The organism is Aquabacterium sp. A3 (assembly GCF_038069945.1).
GTDB lineage: Bacteria > Pseudomonadota > Gammaproteobacteria > Burkholderiales > Burkholderiaceae_C > Aquabacterium.
Genome location: NZ_JBBPEV010000001.1, coordinates 862,581 through 879,307, shown reverse-complemented (window position 1 = coordinate 879,307; position 16,727 = coordinate 862,581). Strand labels below are relative to the sequence as shown.

The 16,727-nt window shown below is 64.1% G+C and carries 17 protein-coding genes; 13 read left to right on the top strand and 4 right to left on the bottom strand.

What is annotated here, in order from left to right; translation table 11 throughout:
• The first annotated feature begins 28 nt into the window (after positions 1-28).
• Positions 29-1,066, top strand: a complete 1,038-nt coding sequence (locus WNB94_RS03840; protein WP_341388518.1) for a GGDEF domain-containing protein — start codon at positions 29-31, stop codon at positions 1,064-1,066.
• Here WNB94_RS03840 and WNB94_RS03835 read toward each other — a convergent pair.
• A complete protein-coding gene (locus WNB94_RS03835) occupies positions 1,063-2,595 on the bottom strand; it encodes a cryptochrome/photolyase family protein (protein ID WP_341388517.1) in 1,533 nt (510 codons plus the stop codon). The genes WNB94_RS03840 and WNB94_RS03835 overlap by 4 nt on opposite strands.
• 53 nt (positions 2,596-2,648) lie before the next feature.
• Between WNB94_RS03835 and WNB94_RS03830 the strand changes: the two genes are divergently transcribed.
• The 9 genes from WNB94_RS03830 to WNB94_RS03790 all read left to right on the top strand — a co-directional run bounded on the left by WNB94_RS03830 (position 2,649) and on the right by WNB94_RS03790 (position 10,631).
• Positions 2,649-3,236, top strand: coding sequence for a YqgE/AlgH family protein (locus tag WNB94_RS03830; protein ID WP_341388516.1), 588 nt, complete (start codon positions 2,649-2,651; stop codon positions 3,234-3,236).
• Positions 3,233-3,670: a Holliday junction resolvase RuvX gene (ruvX, locus tag WNB94_RS03825; RefSeq protein ID WP_341388514.1), complete on the top strand. Its 438-nt coding sequence runs from the start codon at positions 3,233-3,235 to the stop codon at positions 3,668-3,670. Before WNB94_RS03830 ends, ruvX begins: the two co-directional genes overlap by 4 nt.
• Positions 3,671-4,180 carry a bifunctional pyr operon transcriptional regulator/uracil phosphoribosyltransferase PyrR gene (pyrR, locus tag WNB94_RS03820; protein ID WP_341388513.1) on the top strand — a complete coding sequence of 170 codons (510 nt, stop codon included), beginning with the start codon at positions 3,671-3,673 and terminating at the stop codon, positions 4,178-4,180.
• Positions 4,180-5,163, top strand: coding sequence for an aspartate carbamoyltransferase catalytic subunit (locus tag WNB94_RS03815; RefSeq protein ID WP_341388512.1), 984 nt, complete (start codon positions 4,180-4,182; stop codon positions 5,161-5,163). The genes pyrR and WNB94_RS03815 overlap by 1 nt, the downstream gene beginning before the upstream one ends.
• Positions 5,160-6,503, top strand: a complete 1,344-nt coding sequence (locus tag WNB94_RS03810) for a dihydroorotase (RefSeq protein WP_341388511.1) — start codon at positions 5,160-5,162, stop codon at positions 6,501-6,503. The genes WNB94_RS03815 and WNB94_RS03810 overlap by 4 nt, the downstream gene beginning before the upstream one ends.
• Positions 6,479-7,297 carry a lysophospholipid acyltransferase family protein gene (locus tag WNB94_RS03805; RefSeq protein WP_341388510.1) on the top strand — a complete coding sequence of 273 codons (819 nt, stop codon included), beginning with the start codon at positions 6,479-6,481 and terminating at the stop codon, positions 7,295-7,297. The genes WNB94_RS03810 and WNB94_RS03805 overlap by 25 nt, the downstream gene beginning before the upstream one ends.
• Before the next feature lie 205 nt (positions 7,298-7,502).
• A complete protein-coding gene (locus WNB94_RS03800; RefSeq protein ID WP_341388509.1) occupies positions 7,503-8,831 on the top strand; it encodes a hypothetical protein in 1,329 nt (442 codons plus the stop codon).
• A gap of 19 nt (positions 8,832-8,850) precedes the next feature.
• A complete protein-coding gene (locus tag WNB94_RS03795) occupies positions 8,851-9,282 on the top strand; it encodes a type 2 periplasmic-binding domain-containing protein (protein WP_341388507.1) in 432 nt (143 codons plus the stop codon).
• Positions 9,283-9,404: 122 nt separating this feature from the next.
• A complete protein-coding gene (locus tag WNB94_RS03790; protein WP_341388506.1) occupies positions 9,405-10,631 on the top strand; it encodes a DesA family fatty acid desaturase in 1,227 nt (408 codons plus the stop codon).
• Positions 10,632-10,777: 146 nt separating this feature from the next.
• On the opposite strand, the gene rpmG is transcribed toward WNB94_RS03790, so the two are convergent.
• From rpmG to trxB, 3 genes are all read right to left on the bottom strand, one after another.
• Positions 10,778-10,948, bottom strand: coding sequence for a 50S ribosomal protein L33 (rpmG, locus tag WNB94_RS03785; RefSeq protein WP_109037199.1), 171 nt, complete (start codon positions 10,946-10,948; stop codon positions 10,778-10,780).
• Positions 10,949-10,964: 16 nt separating this feature from the next.
• Positions 10,965-11,198, bottom strand: coding sequence for a 50S ribosomal protein L28 (rpmB, locus tag WNB94_RS03780; RefSeq protein WP_341388503.1), 234 nt, complete (start codon positions 11,196-11,198; stop codon positions 10,965-10,967).
• Between the two features lie 245 nt (positions 11,199-11,443).
• Entirely contained in the window at positions 11,444-12,400 is a 957-nt protein-coding gene (gene trxB, locus WNB94_RS03775) for a thioredoxin-disulfide reductase (protein WP_341388502.1), read from the bottom strand.
• 235 nt (positions 12,401-12,635) lie between these two features.
• Here trxB and WNB94_RS03770 point away from each other — a divergent pair, with 235 nt between their 5' ends.
• The 3 genes from WNB94_RS03770 (at position 12,636) to lolA (ending at position 16,727) form a co-directional block, all read left to right on the top strand.
• On the top strand, positions 12,636-13,307 hold the full coding sequence (locus tag WNB94_RS03770; protein ID WP_341388501.1) for a Crp/Fnr family transcriptional regulator: 672 nt from the start codon (positions 12,636-12,638) through the stop codon (positions 13,305-13,307).
• Between the two features lie 105 nt (positions 13,308-13,412).
• On the top strand, positions 13,413-15,881 hold the full coding sequence (locus WNB94_RS03765) for a DNA translocase FtsK 4TM domain-containing protein (protein WP_341388499.1): 2,469 nt from the start codon (positions 13,413-13,415) through the stop codon (positions 15,879-15,881).
• 114 nt (positions 15,882-15,995) lie between these two features.
• A complete protein-coding gene (gene lolA / locus WNB94_RS03760) occupies positions 15,996-16,727 on the top strand; it encodes an outer membrane lipoprotein periplasmic chaperone LolA (protein ID WP_341388498.1) in 732 nt (243 codons plus the stop codon).

Genomic DNA, 16,727 nt, shown 5'->3' with positions numbered 1-16,727 from the left:
GGGGGATGAGGCCTCTGCGGGCGATGCCATGTCTCATCTGGCCGCGTTGACGGCCCAGCGTGATCGCGAGATGCTGGATGTATCGTTGGCGCAGGGCGTTCAAGATTTGCTGGGCGCGCTCAGTGCGGGCGTGCACCGGCTGGTGGGCCGGGAGGATGAGCCCCGGCACTGGTTTCGTTGTGGGGTGGCCCGCCGGGGAGAGCTCACCTTGAGCGACCCGCCCTGGGCGGACCTGCACCAGCTCCCGGCCGAGTCAGCCTGCCCTTTGCGCGTGCAGGTCATGCGCTCGCGTGCGTGGGGGCATCAGGCTTTGCCGAGTGCCGAAGGGGCAATGCAGTGGGTCACGGTCATGCCACTGGACGTGGAAATCGGCATGCCCGGGGTGCTGGAGGTACACACCGACGAGCCATTGCCACCCTCTGCGCTGCGCTCCATCCAGACCTTGCTCAAGGTGTTCGGTAATTTCCAGAATCTGCTGGAGTCCAGCCAGCGTGACACGCTGACCGGCTTGCTCAACAGGCAGACCTTTGACGCCACCTTTCTCAAGACCTCGATGCCGATGGCCGCTGCATCGTCGGTGGTTCAGCAAGGCGAGCGACGCACCTGTGCGGCCACCACCCACTGGCTGGGTGTGGTCGACATTGATCATTTCAAGCAGGTCAATGACCGCTTCGGGCACCTGATCGGCGACGAGGTGCTGGTGCTGGTGGCGCGAATCATGCGCCAGTCTTTCCGGCATTACGATCGTCTGTACCGATTTGGTGGCGAGGAGTTCGTGGTGCTCTTGAGGGGCGGCACCGAAGAGGAGGCTGGCCGTGCCTTTGATCGATTCCGCGCCAACGTGGCCAGCTACCCGTTTCCGCGGGTGGGGCAGATCACGGTCAGTGTGGGCTACACCGGCGTGCGCCCTCAGGACACGCCCAACGAGGCCTTCAAGCGTGCCGACGAGGGCGTGTACACCGCCAAGCACCTCGGGCGTGATCAGGTGCAGTGCCATGAGGCCTTGGTGCGTCAGGGCCGCCTTCAGGCCGATGACGCGGTGGCCGGCGACATCGAGCTTTTTTAGCCTTTGGCGTCGCGCTGGCTGTCACCCTTGGCGGCCTTGACCACCGAGAAGCGCTGCAGGGTTTCTGCGCGGGCCTCGTCGTGCTGCACGATGGGGGCCGGGTAGTCGCGGCCAAGCACCACATCGTCGCTGGCGGCCAGGTCGGCCGGGCGCGCCAGCCAGGGGGCGTGGAGGGCTTTGTCGGGCAGGCTGGCCAGTTCGGGCACGTAACGGCGGATGAACTTGCCCTGCGGGTCGAACTTCTCGCTTTGGTTGATGGGGTTGAAGATGCGGAAGTAAGGCTGTGCATCACACCCGGTGGAGGCGGCCCATTGCCAGCCTCCGTTGTTGGCCGCGAGGTCAAAGTCCAGCAGCTTTTCGGCGAAGTAGGCCTCCCCCCATCGCCAGTCCACGCCCAAGTCCTTCGTGAGGAAGCTGGCCGTCACCATGCGCAGTCGGTTGTGCATGTAGCCGGTCTGATTGAGCTGCCGCATGGCGGCGTCCACCAGCGGGTAGCCGGTACGACCCTCACACCAGGCCTGGAACCAGGCCTTGGCCCGGGTGCCATGCGCCCACTTGATGAGGTCGTATTCGCGCTTGAACGCGTGGCCCACGACATGGGGGTGGTGGTGCAGGATCTGGTGATAAAAGTCGCGCCAGATCAGCTCGGACAGCCAGGTCTCGGCGCCTTCGGAGCCGGCTTGCATGCGGGCCCACGCCAGGCTCGCCAGGTGCCGAACCGACACCGTACCGAACCGCAGGTGGGGTGACAGGTAGCTCGGTCCCTTGGTGCCCGGAAAGTCGCGCGTCTCGCGGTAGCGGTCCAGCCGGGGCAAAAAGTCGTCCAGCAAGGCCTGGGCACCAGACATCCCCGGGGGCACCTTCAGGTCCGTCACGGGTTCGAAGTCCATGTCGGGCAGGGTGGGGACGGCGGGCGCGTCGAGGGCCCCGGCGGGCCGCACGTCAGGCGGGGTGGGCGCCAGGTGCCGGGCGTAGCGGTCCACCGGGTAGGCTTTCAGGTAAAACGGCTCCAGCTTTTTCAGCCAGGCGCGTTTGTAGGGCGAAAACACGCTGTAGGGCGTGTCGTTGCCCGTCATCACCTCGCTGCGCTCAAAGATCACGTGGTCTTTGAAGGTGTAAAGCATGATGCCGTCGTCACTCAGGCGCCCCCGCACGGCGGCATCCCGGGCCAGGGCGTCAGGCTCGTCGTCGTGGTTGGCATAGACGTTTTGCACGCCCAGTTGTGCGGCCAGCTTCGGTATCTCCACCCGACTGGCCCCATGGCGCACGATCAGCCCCACCTGCTCGGGGTGAGGCACGCCGGCTGCCAGTGCCAGCTCGCGCAGCGCCTGGTCCAGCTCCACCAGCGATTCGCGGATGAAGGCCACCCGCCGATCCTGGCGGGGCAGGGCGTCCAGGATCTCGGTGTCGAACACGAACGCACACCACACCTTGCGGCAGCCTTTCAAGGCGTGGAAAAGGGCGGCGTGGTCGGTGTGACGCAAATCACGCCGAAACCACACCAGACCAGACAGCATCGGTTCGCTCATGGTGTTGTGATCATGTTCGTGGCGAAAGAGGGCAGGGCGACTAAAATCGGGGGATGTCTGCCGGCTCATCACATCCCATCGACCTGACCAATCAGTTTCTCATTGCCATGCCCAGCATGCGCGATGACCATTTTGCCGGCACCGTGGTGTACCTGTGTGAACACAATGAGCGAGGCGCTTTGGGCCTCGTCATCAATCGTCCCACGGAGATCGCGCTGACCAAGCTCTTCGAGAAGGTTGACCTCAAACTGGCGCGAGACGACCTCAACGAGGCCCCGGTGTTTTACGGAGGGCCCGTGCAGACCGAACGTGGTTTCGTGCTGCACGAGCGGCTGGACGAAGAAGGCGGGCACTACGCGTCCACCCTCAAGATTGACGGTGGCCTGGAGATGACCACCTCGCGCGATGTGCTGGAGGCCTTGTCGCACGGCGCAGGGCCCCGCAAGGTGTTTGTGGCCCTGGGGTACTCGGGCTGGAGTGCGGGGCAGCTGGAAGAGGAAATCGGCCGCAATGGCTGGCTGACCGTCGCGGCGCAACCCGAACTGATCTTTGACACGCCGATCGAGCAACGCTATGACCAGGCGCTGTCACTGCTGGGGGTTGATCGGAGCTTTCTGATGGGTGAGGCGGGCCACGCATGAGCCTGGCCAGCACCGGACCGGTCCAGACATTCCTGGCGTTTGACTTCGGGCTCAAGCGGGTGGGGGTGGCCACGGGCAACAGCTTGATGCGTCAGGCCCAGCCTTTGCGTACGATCGCCGTCGAGGGCGATGCACGCTTCAAGGCCATCGGCCAGTTGATAGCCGAGTGGTGTCCGGATGCGCTGGTGGTGGGGGTGCCTTTTCACCCCGATGGCGCCGAGCACGACAACACGGTTCGCGCGCGCAAGTTTGGCCGCCAACTGGCCGGGCGTTTTCAACGTCCCGTCATCGAAGTCGACGAACGTTACTCCACCACCGAGGCACAGGCCGGTGGCGCCCGTGATCTGGATGCGGCCTCGGCGGCCATCATCCTGCAACAGTATTTCAACGCGCTGTCCGCCCCAGGGTCCGGCAGCCCGCAAGGAGAGGCTTGAGTGAACACCCCCCACACCCTGCGCCTGGACGCCGAGGCGCTTTACACCAACCTGCTGGCCGGCGTGCGTCGCCTGGTCACGCCCGACACCGTGCTGGTGGGCGTGTGGTCGGGGGGCGCCTGGTTGGCCGAGCGCCTCAATCAGGACCTGGGCCTGAGCACCCCGCATGGTGTGATTTCGTCGGCCCTTCACCGCGATGATTTCAGCTCTCGTGGCATGGTGGCCAGCAAGGACGCCACGCAGTTGCCTTTTGAGGTGGAAGGTCAGCGCATCTTGCTGATCGACGATGTGCTTTACACGGGACGCACCACGCGGGCCGTGATCAATGAATTGTTCGATTTTGGTCGGCCAGCCAGTGTGACCCTGGCGGTGCTGGTCGATCGCGGTGGTCGTGAACTGCCCATCGAGCCTGCTTACTCTGCCGCCCGCATCACCCTGCCTGCTGAAGAGCGCGTGTCGCTCGACCGGGCCGAGGACGGCCGCTTCCAGTTCCATTTCGAGAGGGTGTGATGACCACCTCCCTGCCCATCAGAAAGCCCCAGCGCAATCCCCAACTCAACAAGAACGGTGAGTTGATTCACCTGCTCTCCACCGAGGGCCTGCCCAAGGCCATCATCCATCAGATCCTGGACACGGCCGAGCAGTTCGTCAGCGTCAACGAGCGCGAAGTCAAAAAGGTGCCCTTGCTGCGCGGCAAGAGCGTGTTCAATCTGTTCTTCGAGAACAGCACCCGCACCCGCACCACCTTCGAGATCGCGGCCAAGCGCCTGAGCGCCGACGTCATCAACCTGGACATCGCGCGTTCGTCGGCCTCCAAGGGCGAGAGCCTGCTCGACACCATCGCCAACCTCAGCGCCATGAGCGCCGACATGTTCGTGGTGCGCCATAGCGAATCGGGCGCGCCTTACCTGATCGCTCAGCATGTGGCGCCCCACGTGCACGTGGTCAACGCCGGTGACGGTCGCCATGCGCACCCCACCCAGGCCTTGCTGGACATGTACACCATCCGGCATTACAAAAAAGACTTCACCAACCTGACGGTGGCCGTGGTGGGGGACATCGTTCACTCGCGCGTGGCGCGCTCCAACATCCACGCGCTGACCACCCTGGGTGTGCCCGAGGTGCGCGTGGTCGGCCCTCGCACCCTGGTGCCGGGCGATCTGCGCGAGATGGGCGTGCGCGTGTGCCACAGCATGGAAGAGGGCATCCGCGATGCCGACGTCATCATCATGTTGCGCCTGCAAAACGAGCGCATGAGCGGCGGCATGCTGCCCAGTTCGGGCGAGTTCTTCAAGGCCTTTGGCCTCACGGAAGACAAGCTGGCCCTGGCCAAGCCTGACGCCATCGTCATGCACCCCGGGCCCATCAACCGGGGCGTCGAGATCGCCTCGTCGGTGGCCGATGGCCGGCAAAGCGTCATCCTGCCGCAGGTCACCTTCGGCATCGCCGTGCGCATGGCGGTGATGTCCATCATTGCGGGCAACGAAGCATGAGCACCATCCTGATCCAAAACGGTCGCCTGGTCGACCCCGCTTCCGGCCTGGACCAGGTCGGTGACCTGGCCATCACCTCCGGGCGCATCAGTGCCATCGGGCAGGTGAGCGCCGACTTCGTGGCCGACCGCACCATCGATGCCTCGGGCCTGATCGTGGCCCCTGGCCTGGTGGACCTGGCCGCGCGCCTGCGCGAGCCGGGCTACGAACAAAAAGGCATGCTCGAATCCGAGTTGGCGGCGGCGGCGGCCGGCGGCGTGACCAGCGTGGTCTGCCTGCCCGACACCGACCCCACGCTGGACGAGCCCGGCTTGGTGGAGATGCTCAAGCTGCGCGCGCGCAAACTGAGCCGCTGCCGCCTGTTCCCCCTGGGGGCCTTGACGCGCGGCCTGCAAGGTGAGGCCCTCACTGAAATGGCCGAGCTGACCGAGGCCGGTTGCGTGGGGTTCTCGCAGGCCGAGTCGGCCATTGCCAACACCCAGGTGCTGCAGCGGGCGCTGCAATACGCGGCCACCTTCGGCTACTCGGTGTGGCTGCGTCCGCAGGATGCCTGGCTCGGCAAGGGGGTGGCGGCCAGTGGTGCCGTGGCCACCCGCCTGGGCCTGGCGGGCGTGCCCGTGGCCGCCGAAACCATCGCCCTGAGCACCATCATCGAACTGGTGCGGGCCACTGGCGCCCGCGTGCACCTGTGTCGCCTGTCCAGCGCAGCGGGGGTGGAACTGGTGCGCCAGGCCAAGAAGGATGGGCTGCCCATCACGGCCGATGTGAGCATCAATTCCCTGATGCTGACCGATGTGGACATCGGCTACTTCAACCCCGCCATGCGCGTGACACCGCCGCTGCGCCAGGGGCGTGACCGCGACGCGCTGCAGGCCGGCCTGGCCGACGGCACCATCGACGCGCTGGTGTCTGACCACACGCCGGTGGATGCCGACGAGAAAACGCTGCCCTTCGGTGAGGCCACGCCGGGTGGCACCGGGCTGGAGCTGCTGCTGAGCCTGGCCCTGAAGTGGGCCGGGGCCGATGAGCGCGATCAGCCCGAGCCCGCCGCCTTGCGGCGCGCCCTGTCGGTGGTGACGCAGGGGCCCGTCAAGGTCTTGGGTGAGGCCCTGGGTTCGCTGGCGTCCAGCGCCGGGCGGCTTGTTCAAGGTGGCGTGGCCGACCTGGTGCTGTTCGACCCCGCAGAGCGCTGGGTGGTGCAGCCCGAGGGGCTCATCAGCCAGGGCAAGCACACGCCGTTTGCGTTTGAGATCACCGGCTTCGAGCTCGCGGGGCGCGTGCGCACCACCTTGGTCGCCGGGCAGGTGGCACATGAGTGCCCGCGCGTGGCCCGCGCATGAGCGCCGAGCAGCCTGAGATGGCCGCCTGGCAGGGCGTTCAGCGCTCCCGTTGGCCGTGGCCGCTGTCGGTGTTGGTGGCGTCGTGGCGGCTGTTCAGGGTGCTGCTGCATGTGCTGCTGGCGCTGGCCAAAAGCTACACCGTCTGGGAAGGCTTGTCGCGGTCACAACGAGACGCTGCCAACCGGGCCTGGTCAGGCCAGCTGCTGCGCATCCTCGGTTTGCATCTGCGCGTGGAGGGGCAGCCCAGGCCGGGGGCCAAGCTGGTGGTGTCCAACCATGTCTCCTGGCTGGACATCGTGGCCATCAATGCGGTCGTGCCTTCGCGCTTTGTGTCCAAGGCCGAGGTGGCGCACTGGCCTCTGATCGGGCGCCTGGTCACTTACGCCGGCACACTGTACCTGGTGCGGGAGCGCCGACGCGACGCCATGCGGGTGCTGGGCCTGATGTCTCAGGCCATGAAAGATGGCGACACGGTGGCGGTGTTTCCCGAGGGCACGACGGGCCCTGGGGATCACCTCATGCATTTCCATCCCAACCTGCTGCAGTCGGCCATTGACGCGCAGGTGCCGGTGCAGCCGGTGGTGATCCGGTACAGCGACCCCTTGCACCGATTCAGTCCTTCCCCGGCCTATGTGGGTGACATGACGCTCATGCAATCCCTTTGGTGGGTGGTCAGCGCCAAAAAGGTGACTATTCACGTCAGTCTTTTGGCCGCGCACTCGGTGTCACATGCGGATCGTCGCGCCCTGGCAACACTTCTTCACCAAGAGATGGCGCTGCAACTGGCGGCCTGAGCCTCTTGAGCGCCTGAATGTGCGGAATTGCACACTGCGCAAGGGCCTTTTCGGACATTCGCTGTCAAGTGGGATCACTACCCTGACGACAACCGCTGAGCCCTTCGGCAAAGTGGTTGTGCATTCGGTCTGACACGTCTTCCGGCTGTGGTGGGAGCGATGGATGGGCCGCGGCACACCATCAACCTAGTTGAGGAGTCCCTCCATGTCCTACAAGAAACTTCGGCGCCTGCCCCTGGCTGCCGCGGCATTGCTCGCCTGCATGAGTGCGCAAGCCGACTACACCTCACCCGATGGCAAATTCCGCATGTCGGGGTTTGGCACGATCGGCTACAGCCGCGCGTCCACCGACGACGTCTACTTCAATTACAAAGGGCAGGGCGGCGGATCAAAGAAGTCAGGGAGCCTGAATCCCGACTCCAAGATCGCGGTGCAAGGCACCTACAAGATCACCGACACGGTGTCCGGTACCGGCCAGATCATGGCCAAGTACGACGCTGACGGCGACTACATCCCCACCTTTGAATGGGCTTTTGTGAAGTGGCAGGCGATGCCTTCGCTGTCCTTCCGAGCCGGCCGCATGGGCGCGCCTTTCTTCATGATCTCGGATTTCCGCGACGTGGGCTACGCCAACACCACCGTGCGGCCGCCGCTGGACGTGTATGCGCAAGTGCCTGTCAGTAATTTTGAGGGCGTGGACGCGACCCACCAGCTCTCGCTTGGATCGGTGACGCTTACGTCGAGCGCCTTGTATGGTGAAGCCAATGCGGATTATGCGAATGCCTTGTTCAGTGATGGCTCGCCTGCAACTCCCGCCCAGATCAAACTGAAAGGTCTCACGGGCTTGAATTTCCTTGCTGAGTTGGACAACGGCTTGATGCTGCGACTTGGACATGTTCGCGGCAAGCTGACCATCAGCTCCGCCTCCTCCAATACTATCAAGGCGGGGTTGGCGCCTGTCATTGCGGGTACTGCCGGACCAATCAATGCGTTTTTCCCAACGGCCGCCAGTGATGCGGCGGCTTTGGCCGCTACCGTGACCCAGGCGGATACAGATGCCTCATTTACTGGAGTGGGCCTGTCGTACGATCAAAATAACATCGTGGTGGCCGCTGAGTACACGAAGCGCCGGATAGATGGCGGCTACGTCTCGGACACCACAGGTTGGTATACAACGATTGGATATCGCTTTGGTGCTTGGCTACCTTATCTGGGATATGGCAAGGTAAAAGTTGATGATCCCAATGCAACCGTGCCTGCGGTCAACTCTCCGCTGACTACGGCAGTTAATGGTGTTCAAGCCACCCTTAACACCCAAAAGGTTTCCCAAAAGACGGCCACGGTAGGTGTTCGTTGGGATGCCAAGCCCGGTCTGGCCATCAAGGCCCAGTACGACCACATCAGCAAGCCCGTCGATTCGTACGGCATGTTCCTGGCAGCCGACCCGCTGAGGGATGTGGCTACCGGCAGCACCTTCCTGAACGCCAAGAAGTCCATCAACGTCGTGACCCTCTCGGTCGACTTCGTGTTCTGAGTCGAAGGGAGCACACATCATGAAAACCAAGCACACCCTTCACACCCTGGTGGCCGCCAGCCTGCTGGTGATGGCCCAGGCCGCATCGGCTCAGATCGCCGTCATCGTCAACCCCAAGAGCCCTTTGGCCTCCATGACGCCCGACCAGGTGTCGGCCATCTTCATGGGCAAGAGCGCTCAGCTCCCCTCTGGTGCCACGGCCCAGCCGGCCGACCTGCCTGAATCCAATGCGATCCGCGAGCAGTTCTACAGCAAGGCCGCCGGCAAGACCTCGGCACAGGTCAAGGCCACCTGGGCCCGCCTGACCTTCTCTGGCAAGGCCACGCCGCCGCGCGAACTGTCATCGGCGGCCGATGTCAAAAAGCACGTGGCGGGCAACGTGGACGCCATCGGCTACATCGAACAGTCGGCGGTGGACGCCAGCGTCAAGGTCGTTCTGGTCGTCGAGTGATCAGGATTTCACGGTCTGACAGGGGGTGTGCGTGCCTGGGGCATGCACACCCCTTTGTTCTGGGGCAAGCTTCATTCACCGTCAGCGCCTACAATCGCGCGTCCTCTCACAGGTAGTCCAGCATGTTCGATTTTTTCCTGTCCAGTCCGGTGCATGATGCCCTGGTTCAATGGGCCGCCTCCGGGCTCACCGACGCCAGTTGGTGGCAGGTGGTGCTCTACACCCTGGTGCTGACGCACATCACCATCGCATCTGTCACGATCTTCCTGCACCGTGCGCAGGCACACCGCTCACTGGAGCTGCACGCCGCCCCGTCTCACTTCTTCCGTTTCTGGCTGTGGCTGACCACGGCCACCGTCACCAAGCAATGGGTGGCTGTGCATCGCAAGCACCACGCCAAGTGCGAAACCGCAGAAGACCCCCACAGCCCGGTCGCTCATGGCATCAAGACCGTGCTGCTGCAAGGCCGCGAGCTGTATGCCGTCGAGGCGGCGAATGCCGACACCTTGAAGAAGTTTGGTCACAACACGCCAGACGATTGGCTGGAGCGCAAGTTGTACACCCCGCGCGCCGTTTGGGGCGTGTGGATCATGCTCGCCATCGACCTGGCCCTGTTTGGTGCCATCGGCATCACCGTGTGGGCTGTGCAGATGCTGTGGATCCCGGTCACCGCTGCCGGCATCATCAATGGCCTGGGCCACTGGTGGGGCTACCGCAACTTCGAGGCCCCGGACGCCTCCACCAACATCTCTCCGTGGGGCATCATCATTGGCGGTGAAGAGTTGCACAACAACCACCACACCTACCCCACCTCCGCCAAGCTCTCCGTCAAGCCTTACGAGTTCGACATCGGCTGGGGATACATCCGCGGGATGGAAATGCTGGGCCTGGCCAAGGTGCGCAAGACACCCCCGCGCCTGCAGTTGGGTGACATCAAGCCAGTGGCCGACGCCAAGACCCTGGAGGCCATTGTGGCCAACCGCTATGAGCTGATGGCCCGCTATGCCCGCGAGGTGCGCATGGCCTGCCGTGCTGAAATGGACCGTTTGAAGGCCACCGGAGAAACCGGCGCTGCGCTGCGTCTGGCCAAGGTGCGCCGTTGGTTGCACCGGGATGTGGAGCAGATGCCGGTGGGCATGCAGCAACAGGTGGCAGACGCTTGCGCAGACAACCCCCAGCTGGCCAAACTTCTGGCCATGCGCGAAGAACTTCGCGCCCTGTGGACCCGCACGAACGTTTCTGCAGAGCAGTTGGTTCATGATCTGCAGGCCTGGTGTCACCAGGCAGAGGCCAGCGGCATCCAGGCTTTGCAAGAGTTTTCTCGCAAGCTGCGCGCTGCACACGCCTGAGCCCGAGTCACCTTGCTTCCCTCAGCCGCCTTCGGGCGGCTTTTTTGTGGGTGCCAGATGCTGGGTGTGTGTGGTGGGGTCATGCATGGGCAATAAAAAACCCGCCGTGGCGAACCAGGGCGGGTTTTCAGAGGGTGAGGCCTGAATTACTTCAGCTTCACTTCCTTGTACAGCACGTGCTTGCGGGCCTTGGGGTCGAACTTCATGAATTCCAGCTTTTCGGGCGTGGTCTTCTTGTTCTTGGCCGTGGTGTAGAAGTGGCCGGTACCCGCAGTGGATTCCAGCTTGATCTTTTCGCGTCCGCCTTTAGCAGCCATGGTTCACTCCTTCAGATCACAGTTCGCCGCGGGCGCGCAGGTCCGACAGAACCTGATCGATGCCCACCTTGTCAACCAGGCGCAGGCCGGCGGCGCTGACGCGCAGACGAACCCAGCGGTTTTCGCTTTCGACCCAGAAACGGCGGTACTGCAGGTTGGGCAGGAAACGACGCTTGGTCTTGTTGTTGGCGTGGGACACATTGTTCCCGACCATCGGGCCCTTGCCCGTGATTTGACAGACGCGTGCCATGACGCTTCTCCGTTCGCTTGTATGCGCTAGTGTTGCGGTTCGGTGCCTAGAGCAGGAGGGGTTCGCATCACCTTGATGGTGTCTGATCCCGGGCCTGGTGGAGCACCCTTCCGGAAGCTTTACCGGCCTCAACCTGTGTGGTTGTGGCCCGTGTGCTCCGGGGCGAATTAGCAAAAACCGAGATTATAGCCAGTTTTTGGCTGCTTGGCAAAGTGGCAAAGCGATCCTGCCCCGGGCAGGGCGCCTCAAGCGCCACCTTGCTCCAGGAAGCGCTGCGCATCGAGTGCGGCCATGCAGCCGGTGCCTGCGCTGGTGATGGCCTGGCGGTAGATGTGGTCCTGCACATCGCCGGCGGCAAACACACCCGGCACACTGGTCATGGTGGCAAAGCCATTCTGCCCGCTGCGCGTGACGATGTAGCCGTCCTTCATCTCCAACTGCCCTTTGAAGATGTCGGTGTTGGGCTGGTGGCCGATGGCGATGAAGCAGCCCTGGAGCTTCAGCTCTTTGGTGCTGCCGTCATCAACGTTCTTCAGGCGCACGCCGGTCACGCCACTTTGGTCGCCCAGCACCTCGTCCAGCACATTGAACAGGTGCAGCTCGATCTTGCCGGCCGCCACCTTTTCCATCACCTTGTCGATCATGATGGCTTCGGCGCGGAACTTGTCGCGGCGGTGAATCAGATGCACCTTGCTGGCGATGTTCGACAGGTAGAGCGCTTCTTCCACGGCGGTGTTGCCGCCTCCCACCACGCAGACCTCCTGGTCGCGGTAGAAGAAGCCGTCGCAGGTGGCGCAGCCGCTCACGCCGCGTCCCATGAAGGCTTCTTCCGAGGGCAGGCCCAGGTACTTGGCCGAAGCGCCCGTGGCGATGATCACGGCATCGGCCGTGTAGGTGCCCGCGTCGCCCTTGAGGGTGAAAGGCCGCTTGGAGAAGTCCACCTCGTTGACGTGATCGAACACCATCTGGGTGTTGAACCGCTCGGCATGCTCCAGAAAGCGCTGCATCAGCTCGGGGCCCTGAACGCCGTGCACGTCTGCAGGCCAGTTATCGACTTCGGTGGTGGTCATCAGCTGCCCGCCCTGCGCCATGCCGGTCACCAGGGTGGGCTTGAGGTTGGCGCGGGCCGCGTAGATGGCGGCGCTGTAGCCGGCGGGGCCAGAGCCCAGGATGAGGACTTGGCTGTGCTGGGGGTTGCTCATGGCGATACCTTTTTTGCGATGCAGCATGGGCGCTGCGCTACGAAATGTGCGGCCTTTGGGCCTTTCCTCGCGCCTCACCGCTTGGCAAGGCACACTAAAGTGCTCAATATTTCCGCACCAATGCCGAAAATTGTAGAGACAGGTTCTATGTCACACGGGGAAGCGGGTGAAAAGTCGTCGAAGCTTCCAAATTTTCCTTGACAGGCCACCCTATCTGATGAACTGAGGAGCTGCCATGGCCATGTTGTCCAATCTTGATCTGATCCGCCGCGTACCGTTGTTTTCCATGCTCACCCAGGCGCAGGCCGAGGCCATCGCCGACGGCGTGGTCAAACGCCGATACCGCCGTGGCGAGCTGATCGTAGAGCGGGGGCGCAAGACCAATTCCCTGTTCATTTTGCTGACGGGCCGCGCCCGCGTGGTGGCGTCTGACGAGCGTGGCCGCGAGGTCATTCTGGCCGTGCTCGAAGCAGGCGATTACCTGGGCGAGATGAGCCTCATCGACAACGAGCCTCACTCGGCCACGGTTCGTGCAGAAGTGCAGACCGACGTGCTGGTGCTGGGGCGCACCGAGTTCGCCCGCTGCCTGCCTGAGAACTCGTCGCTGTCCTACGCCATCATGCGCGGCCTGGTGGCCCGCCTGCGCAACGCCGACCGCCAGATCGAGTCACTCGCGTTGCTGGACGTCTACGGACGTGTGGCCCGAGCCCTGCTGGACATGGCCGACGACGACGCCGGCGAGAAGATCATCCGTGGCAAGGTGTCTCGCCAGGACCTGGCCAAGCACGTGGGTGCTTCGCGCGAGATGGTGTCTCGTGTGATGAAGGACCTGGAAGAGCGGGGCCTGATCGAAACCCAGGAAACGGGCAGCGTGGTGCTGAAAGACCGGCTGGCCGCCACGGCCTGAGGTGTCGGCTGGGCAGGGGCCCGCCCGGGTCCTGACAGTTTGCCCGGATGGTGAGCGGCAGCAATGTTGTCGCACAATCCGGGCATGACCTTTCCTCTGGGATCCATGTCCGATGAAACGCCCGCACCCCGCAAGAAGTCGCGCGGTGCGCAGCGTGCCCCTGAAAAACAAGCCGATGCGGGCGCACGTCCGGTGACCCGATTGAACCGGGTGGCAGGCGGGGCTTCCGCCCCGACCACGTCTGCGGAGGCCACCCCCGGCGCCGCCTTGCGCACACAGGCTGGTCTGCTGGCGGGGGCCGTGCTGTGGTTGCTGCTCGTGCTGGCCATGGTCAGCCATGACCGGTTCGACCCCGCATTCACCACCACGGGCGAGCGCGTCCTGCCGCTCAACTGGGTGGGCGCTTTTGGCGCTCACGCGTCTGATCTGCTGCTGTTGGCGTTCGGGTGGTCGGCCTGGTGGTTGCTGCTGGTTGGCGCCAGGGCCTGGTTGGCTGCGTTGGCTCGCTGGTTGCGAGGACAAGAAGGGCGCCTGGTGGGGCCCGCCATTGGCGACGCCCCCGAGACGCGCCCGCGGTGGATGACCACCCTGGGGATCCTGCTGCTGATGTCGTCCAGCTGTGCCCTGGAGTGGTCTCGCCTGTACCGTCACGAGGCGAGTGTGGCTGGCGAGCACGCCGGCGGTGTCTTGGGTTACACCCTGGGGCAGTGGGGGCAGCACTACCTGGGCTTCAATGGCTCCGGGGTGTTGTGGGTGGCCCTGTTCGTCGCCGGACTGGCCTTGGCGTTTCGCTTCTCGTGGTTGAAGGTGGCCGAGGGCATCGGCGAGCGCATCGAGCGTCTGCGCCAGCGTCACGAAGCCCAGCGCGAGGTCGAGCAAGACCTGCGCATCGGTGAAAAGGCCGCCATCGAGCGTGAGCGCGTGGTCGAAGAGGTTCGCCACGAACTGCCGTCCGAGCCCGTGCCCATCATCATCGAGCAGCCCGTCATCGAGGTGCCCAAAAGCGAACGCGTGGTCAAGGAAAAGCAGCAGCCGCTGTTCGTCGAGATGGGCGACACCAAGCTGCCACAGATCGATTTGCTGGACGCGTCGACCAGCCGCATGGAAACCGTCACCGCCGAGTCCCTGGAGATGACCTCTCGCATGATCGAGAAGAAGCTCAAGGACTTTGGCGTGGAGGTGCGCGTGGTTGCGGCCTCACCGGGCCCCGTCATCACCCGCTACGAGATCGAGCCAGCCACGGGCGTGAAGGGCTCGCAGATCGTCAACCTCGCCAAAGACCTGGCGCGCTCGCTGTCGCTGGTGTCCATCCGCGTGGTCGAGACCATCCCTGGCAAGAATCTGATGGCGCTGGAGCTGCCCAACGCCAAGCGCCAGATGATCCGCCTGACCGAGATCCTGGGCTCGCAGGTCTACAACGACGCGCAGTCCATGCTGACCATCGGTCTGGGCAAAGACATCGTCGGTGCGCCGGTGGTGGCCGATCTGGCCAAGATGCCGCACTGTCTGGTGGCCGGCACCACGGGCTCCGGCAAATCGGTGGGCATCAACGCCACCATCTTGTCCTTGCTGTACAAGGCCGAGGCCCGCGACGTGCGCCTCATCCTCATCGACCCCAAGATGCTGGAAATGAGCGTCTACGAAGGCATCCCGCACCTGCTGTGCCCGGTGGTGGTCGACATGAAGCAGGCCGCCAACGCGCTGAATTGGGCCGTGGGCGAGATGGAGCGTCGCTACAAGCTCATGTCCAAGATGGGGGTGCGCAACCTGGCCGGCTTCAACAAGAAGATGGACGAGGCCAAGGCGCGGGGCGAGCTGGTCCCCAATCCCTTCAGCCTCACGCCTGAAGAGCCTGAGCCGCTGGACCGCCTGCCGCATGTCGTCATCGTGATCGACGAACTGGCCGACCTGATGATGGTGGTGGGCAAGAAGATCGAAGAGCTGATCGCCCGGCTGGCCCAGAAGGCCCGTGCCGCAGGCATCCACCTCATCCTGGCCACGCAGCGCCCGTCGGTGGATGTGATCACGGGCTTGATCAAGGCCAACATTCCCACGCGGATTTCATTCCAGGTCAGCAGCAAGATCGACAGCCGCACCATCCTCGACCAGATGGGGGCCGAGGCGTTGCTGGGACAGGGTGACATGCTCTATCTGGCCCCGGGCACCGGGCTGCCCATGCGGGTGCACGGCGCCTTCGTCAGTGACGATGAAGTGCACCGCGTCGTCGAGTACCTCAAGACGCAGGGTGAGCCCAACTACATCGAGGGCATCCTGGAGGGCGGCAATCTGTCGGATGAGGGCAGCAACCTGGATGGCTCTCCGGCGGGGGGCGGTGATGGCGAGCAAGACCCCATGTACGACAACGCCGTGGCCATCGTGTTGCAGCACCGCAAGGCCTCGATCTCGCTGGTGCAGCGGCACCTGCGCATTGGCTACAACCGGGCAGCCCGCCTGCTGGAACAGATGGAGAAATCAGGCCTGGTCTCCAGCATGGCCACCAATGGCAACCGCGAACTGATCGTGCCTGCGCGGGGTGGGGAAGGTGGTGCCACCGCCGCACCCTGGGATGCCTGATCCCTGTGGGCAAGCTGCAGGTGCACTCACAAGCATGTCGGCCGACATGCCCTGTGCTGCGTTGAAATGAGCAGGCCGTTGCGCGTGTGTCGACGGCGTCAGGACTGGATGCTTATGAGTTCAAGACTTGTCAACCTCTCGCGGCGTCGCGAGCTGGTGCGTGGGCTGTCGGTGGCCGTGGTGGGCGGCAGCGTCCTGGTCGCACCCCTGCTGGCGCAGTCGGCCACCGCTGGCAAAGCGTCATCGAACGCGGTGCAGACCTTGCGCAGTTTCGTCAAGCAGGCACAGACGGGGCAAGCAGAGTTCACCCAGGTGGTGATATCGCCGGATGGGCAGCGGCAACGACGCTCCGCCGGCACGCTGGCGTTTCAGCGCCCAGGCCAGTTCAGGTTTGCCTACACCAGCCCGAGCGAACAGCTGATCGTGTCCGACGGTAAACAGGTGTGGTTGTATGACGTGGACCTGGAGCAGGTCACGGTGCGGCCCATGAGTCAGGCCGTGGGCAGCACCCCGGCAGCCATCCTGTCATCGGCGGCGCTGGAGCGCGACTTCGTGCTCAAAGCCATCCCGGCGCCGACGGCGGGTGCGGTGACCGCGACCCCTGCGTCGGCCCCGGGGGGCATGAAGTGGGAGTGGGTGCAAGCCATCCCCCGCCAGAAAGACGGGGGCTTCCAGTCGGTGGAAGTGGGCTTCGTCCAGGGCCGTTTGGCCGCACTGGACATACTGGATGGTTTTGGGCAGCGCACCCGATTGAACTTTTCGAAGTTCGAAACCGGGGTGCGGTTGCCCGCTGATCAGTTCAAGTTCACACCCCCGGCAGGGGTGGATGTGTTGAACCAGCCCTGA

Excerpts from the sequence above, each read along its gene's own strand:
- WNB94_RS03840 (WP_341388518.1), top strand. The coding sequence starts at position 29 with ATGTCTCATCTGGCCGCGTTGACGGCCCAGCGTGATCGCGAGATGCTG.
- WNB94_RS03835 (WP_341388517.1), bottom strand. The coding sequence starts at position 2,595 with ATGAGCGAACCGATGCTGTCTGGTCTGGTGTGGTTTCGGCGTGATTTG.
- WNB94_RS03830 (WP_341388516.1), top strand. The coding sequence starts at position 2,649 with ATGTCTGCCGGCTCATCACATCCCATCGACCTGACCAATCAGTTTCTC.
- ruvX (WP_341388514.1), top strand. The coding sequence starts at position 3,233 with ATGAGCCTGGCCAGCACCGGACCGGTCCAGACATTCCTGGCGTTTGAC.
- WNB94_RS03815 (WP_341388512.1), top strand. The coding sequence starts at position 4,180 with ATGACCACCTCCCTGCCCATCAGAAAGCCCCAGCGCAATCCCCAACTC.
- WNB94_RS03810 (WP_341388511.1), top strand. The coding sequence starts at position 5,160 with ATGAGCACCATCCTGATCCAAAACGGTCGCCTGGTCGACCCCGCTTCC.
- WNB94_RS03800 (WP_341388509.1), top strand. The coding sequence starts at position 7,503 with ATGTCCTACAAGAAACTTCGGCGCCTGCCCCTGGCTGCCGCGGCATTG.
- WNB94_RS03795 (WP_341388507.1), top strand. The coding sequence starts at position 8,851 with ATGAAAACCAAGCACACCCTTCACACCCTGGTGGCCGCCAGCCTGCTG.
- WNB94_RS03790 (WP_341388506.1), top strand. The coding sequence starts at position 9,405 with ATGTTCGATTTTTTCCTGTCCAGTCCGGTGCATGATGCCCTGGTTCAA.
- rpmG (WP_109037199.1), bottom strand. The coding sequence starts at position 10,948 with ATGGCTGCTAAAGGCGGACGCGAAAAGATCAAGCTGGAATCCACTGCG.
- rpmB (WP_341388503.1), bottom strand. The coding sequence starts at position 11,198 with ATGGCACGCGTCTGTCAAATCACGGGCAAGGGCCCGATGGTCGGGAAC.
- trxB (WP_341388502.1), bottom strand. The coding sequence starts at position 12,400 with ATGAGCAACCCCCAGCACAGCCAAGTCCTCATCCTGGGCTCTGGCCCC.
- WNB94_RS03770 (WP_341388501.1), top strand. The coding sequence starts at position 12,636 with ATGGCCATGTTGTCCAATCTTGATCTGATCCGCCGCGTACCGTTGTTT.
- WNB94_RS03765 (WP_341388499.1), top strand. The coding sequence starts at position 13,413 with ATGTCCGATGAAACGCCCGCACCCCGCAAGAAGTCGCGCGGTGCGCAG.
- lolA (WP_341388498.1), top strand. The coding sequence starts at position 15,996 with ATGAGTTCAAGACTTGTCAACCTCTCGCGGCGTCGCGAGCTGGTGCGT.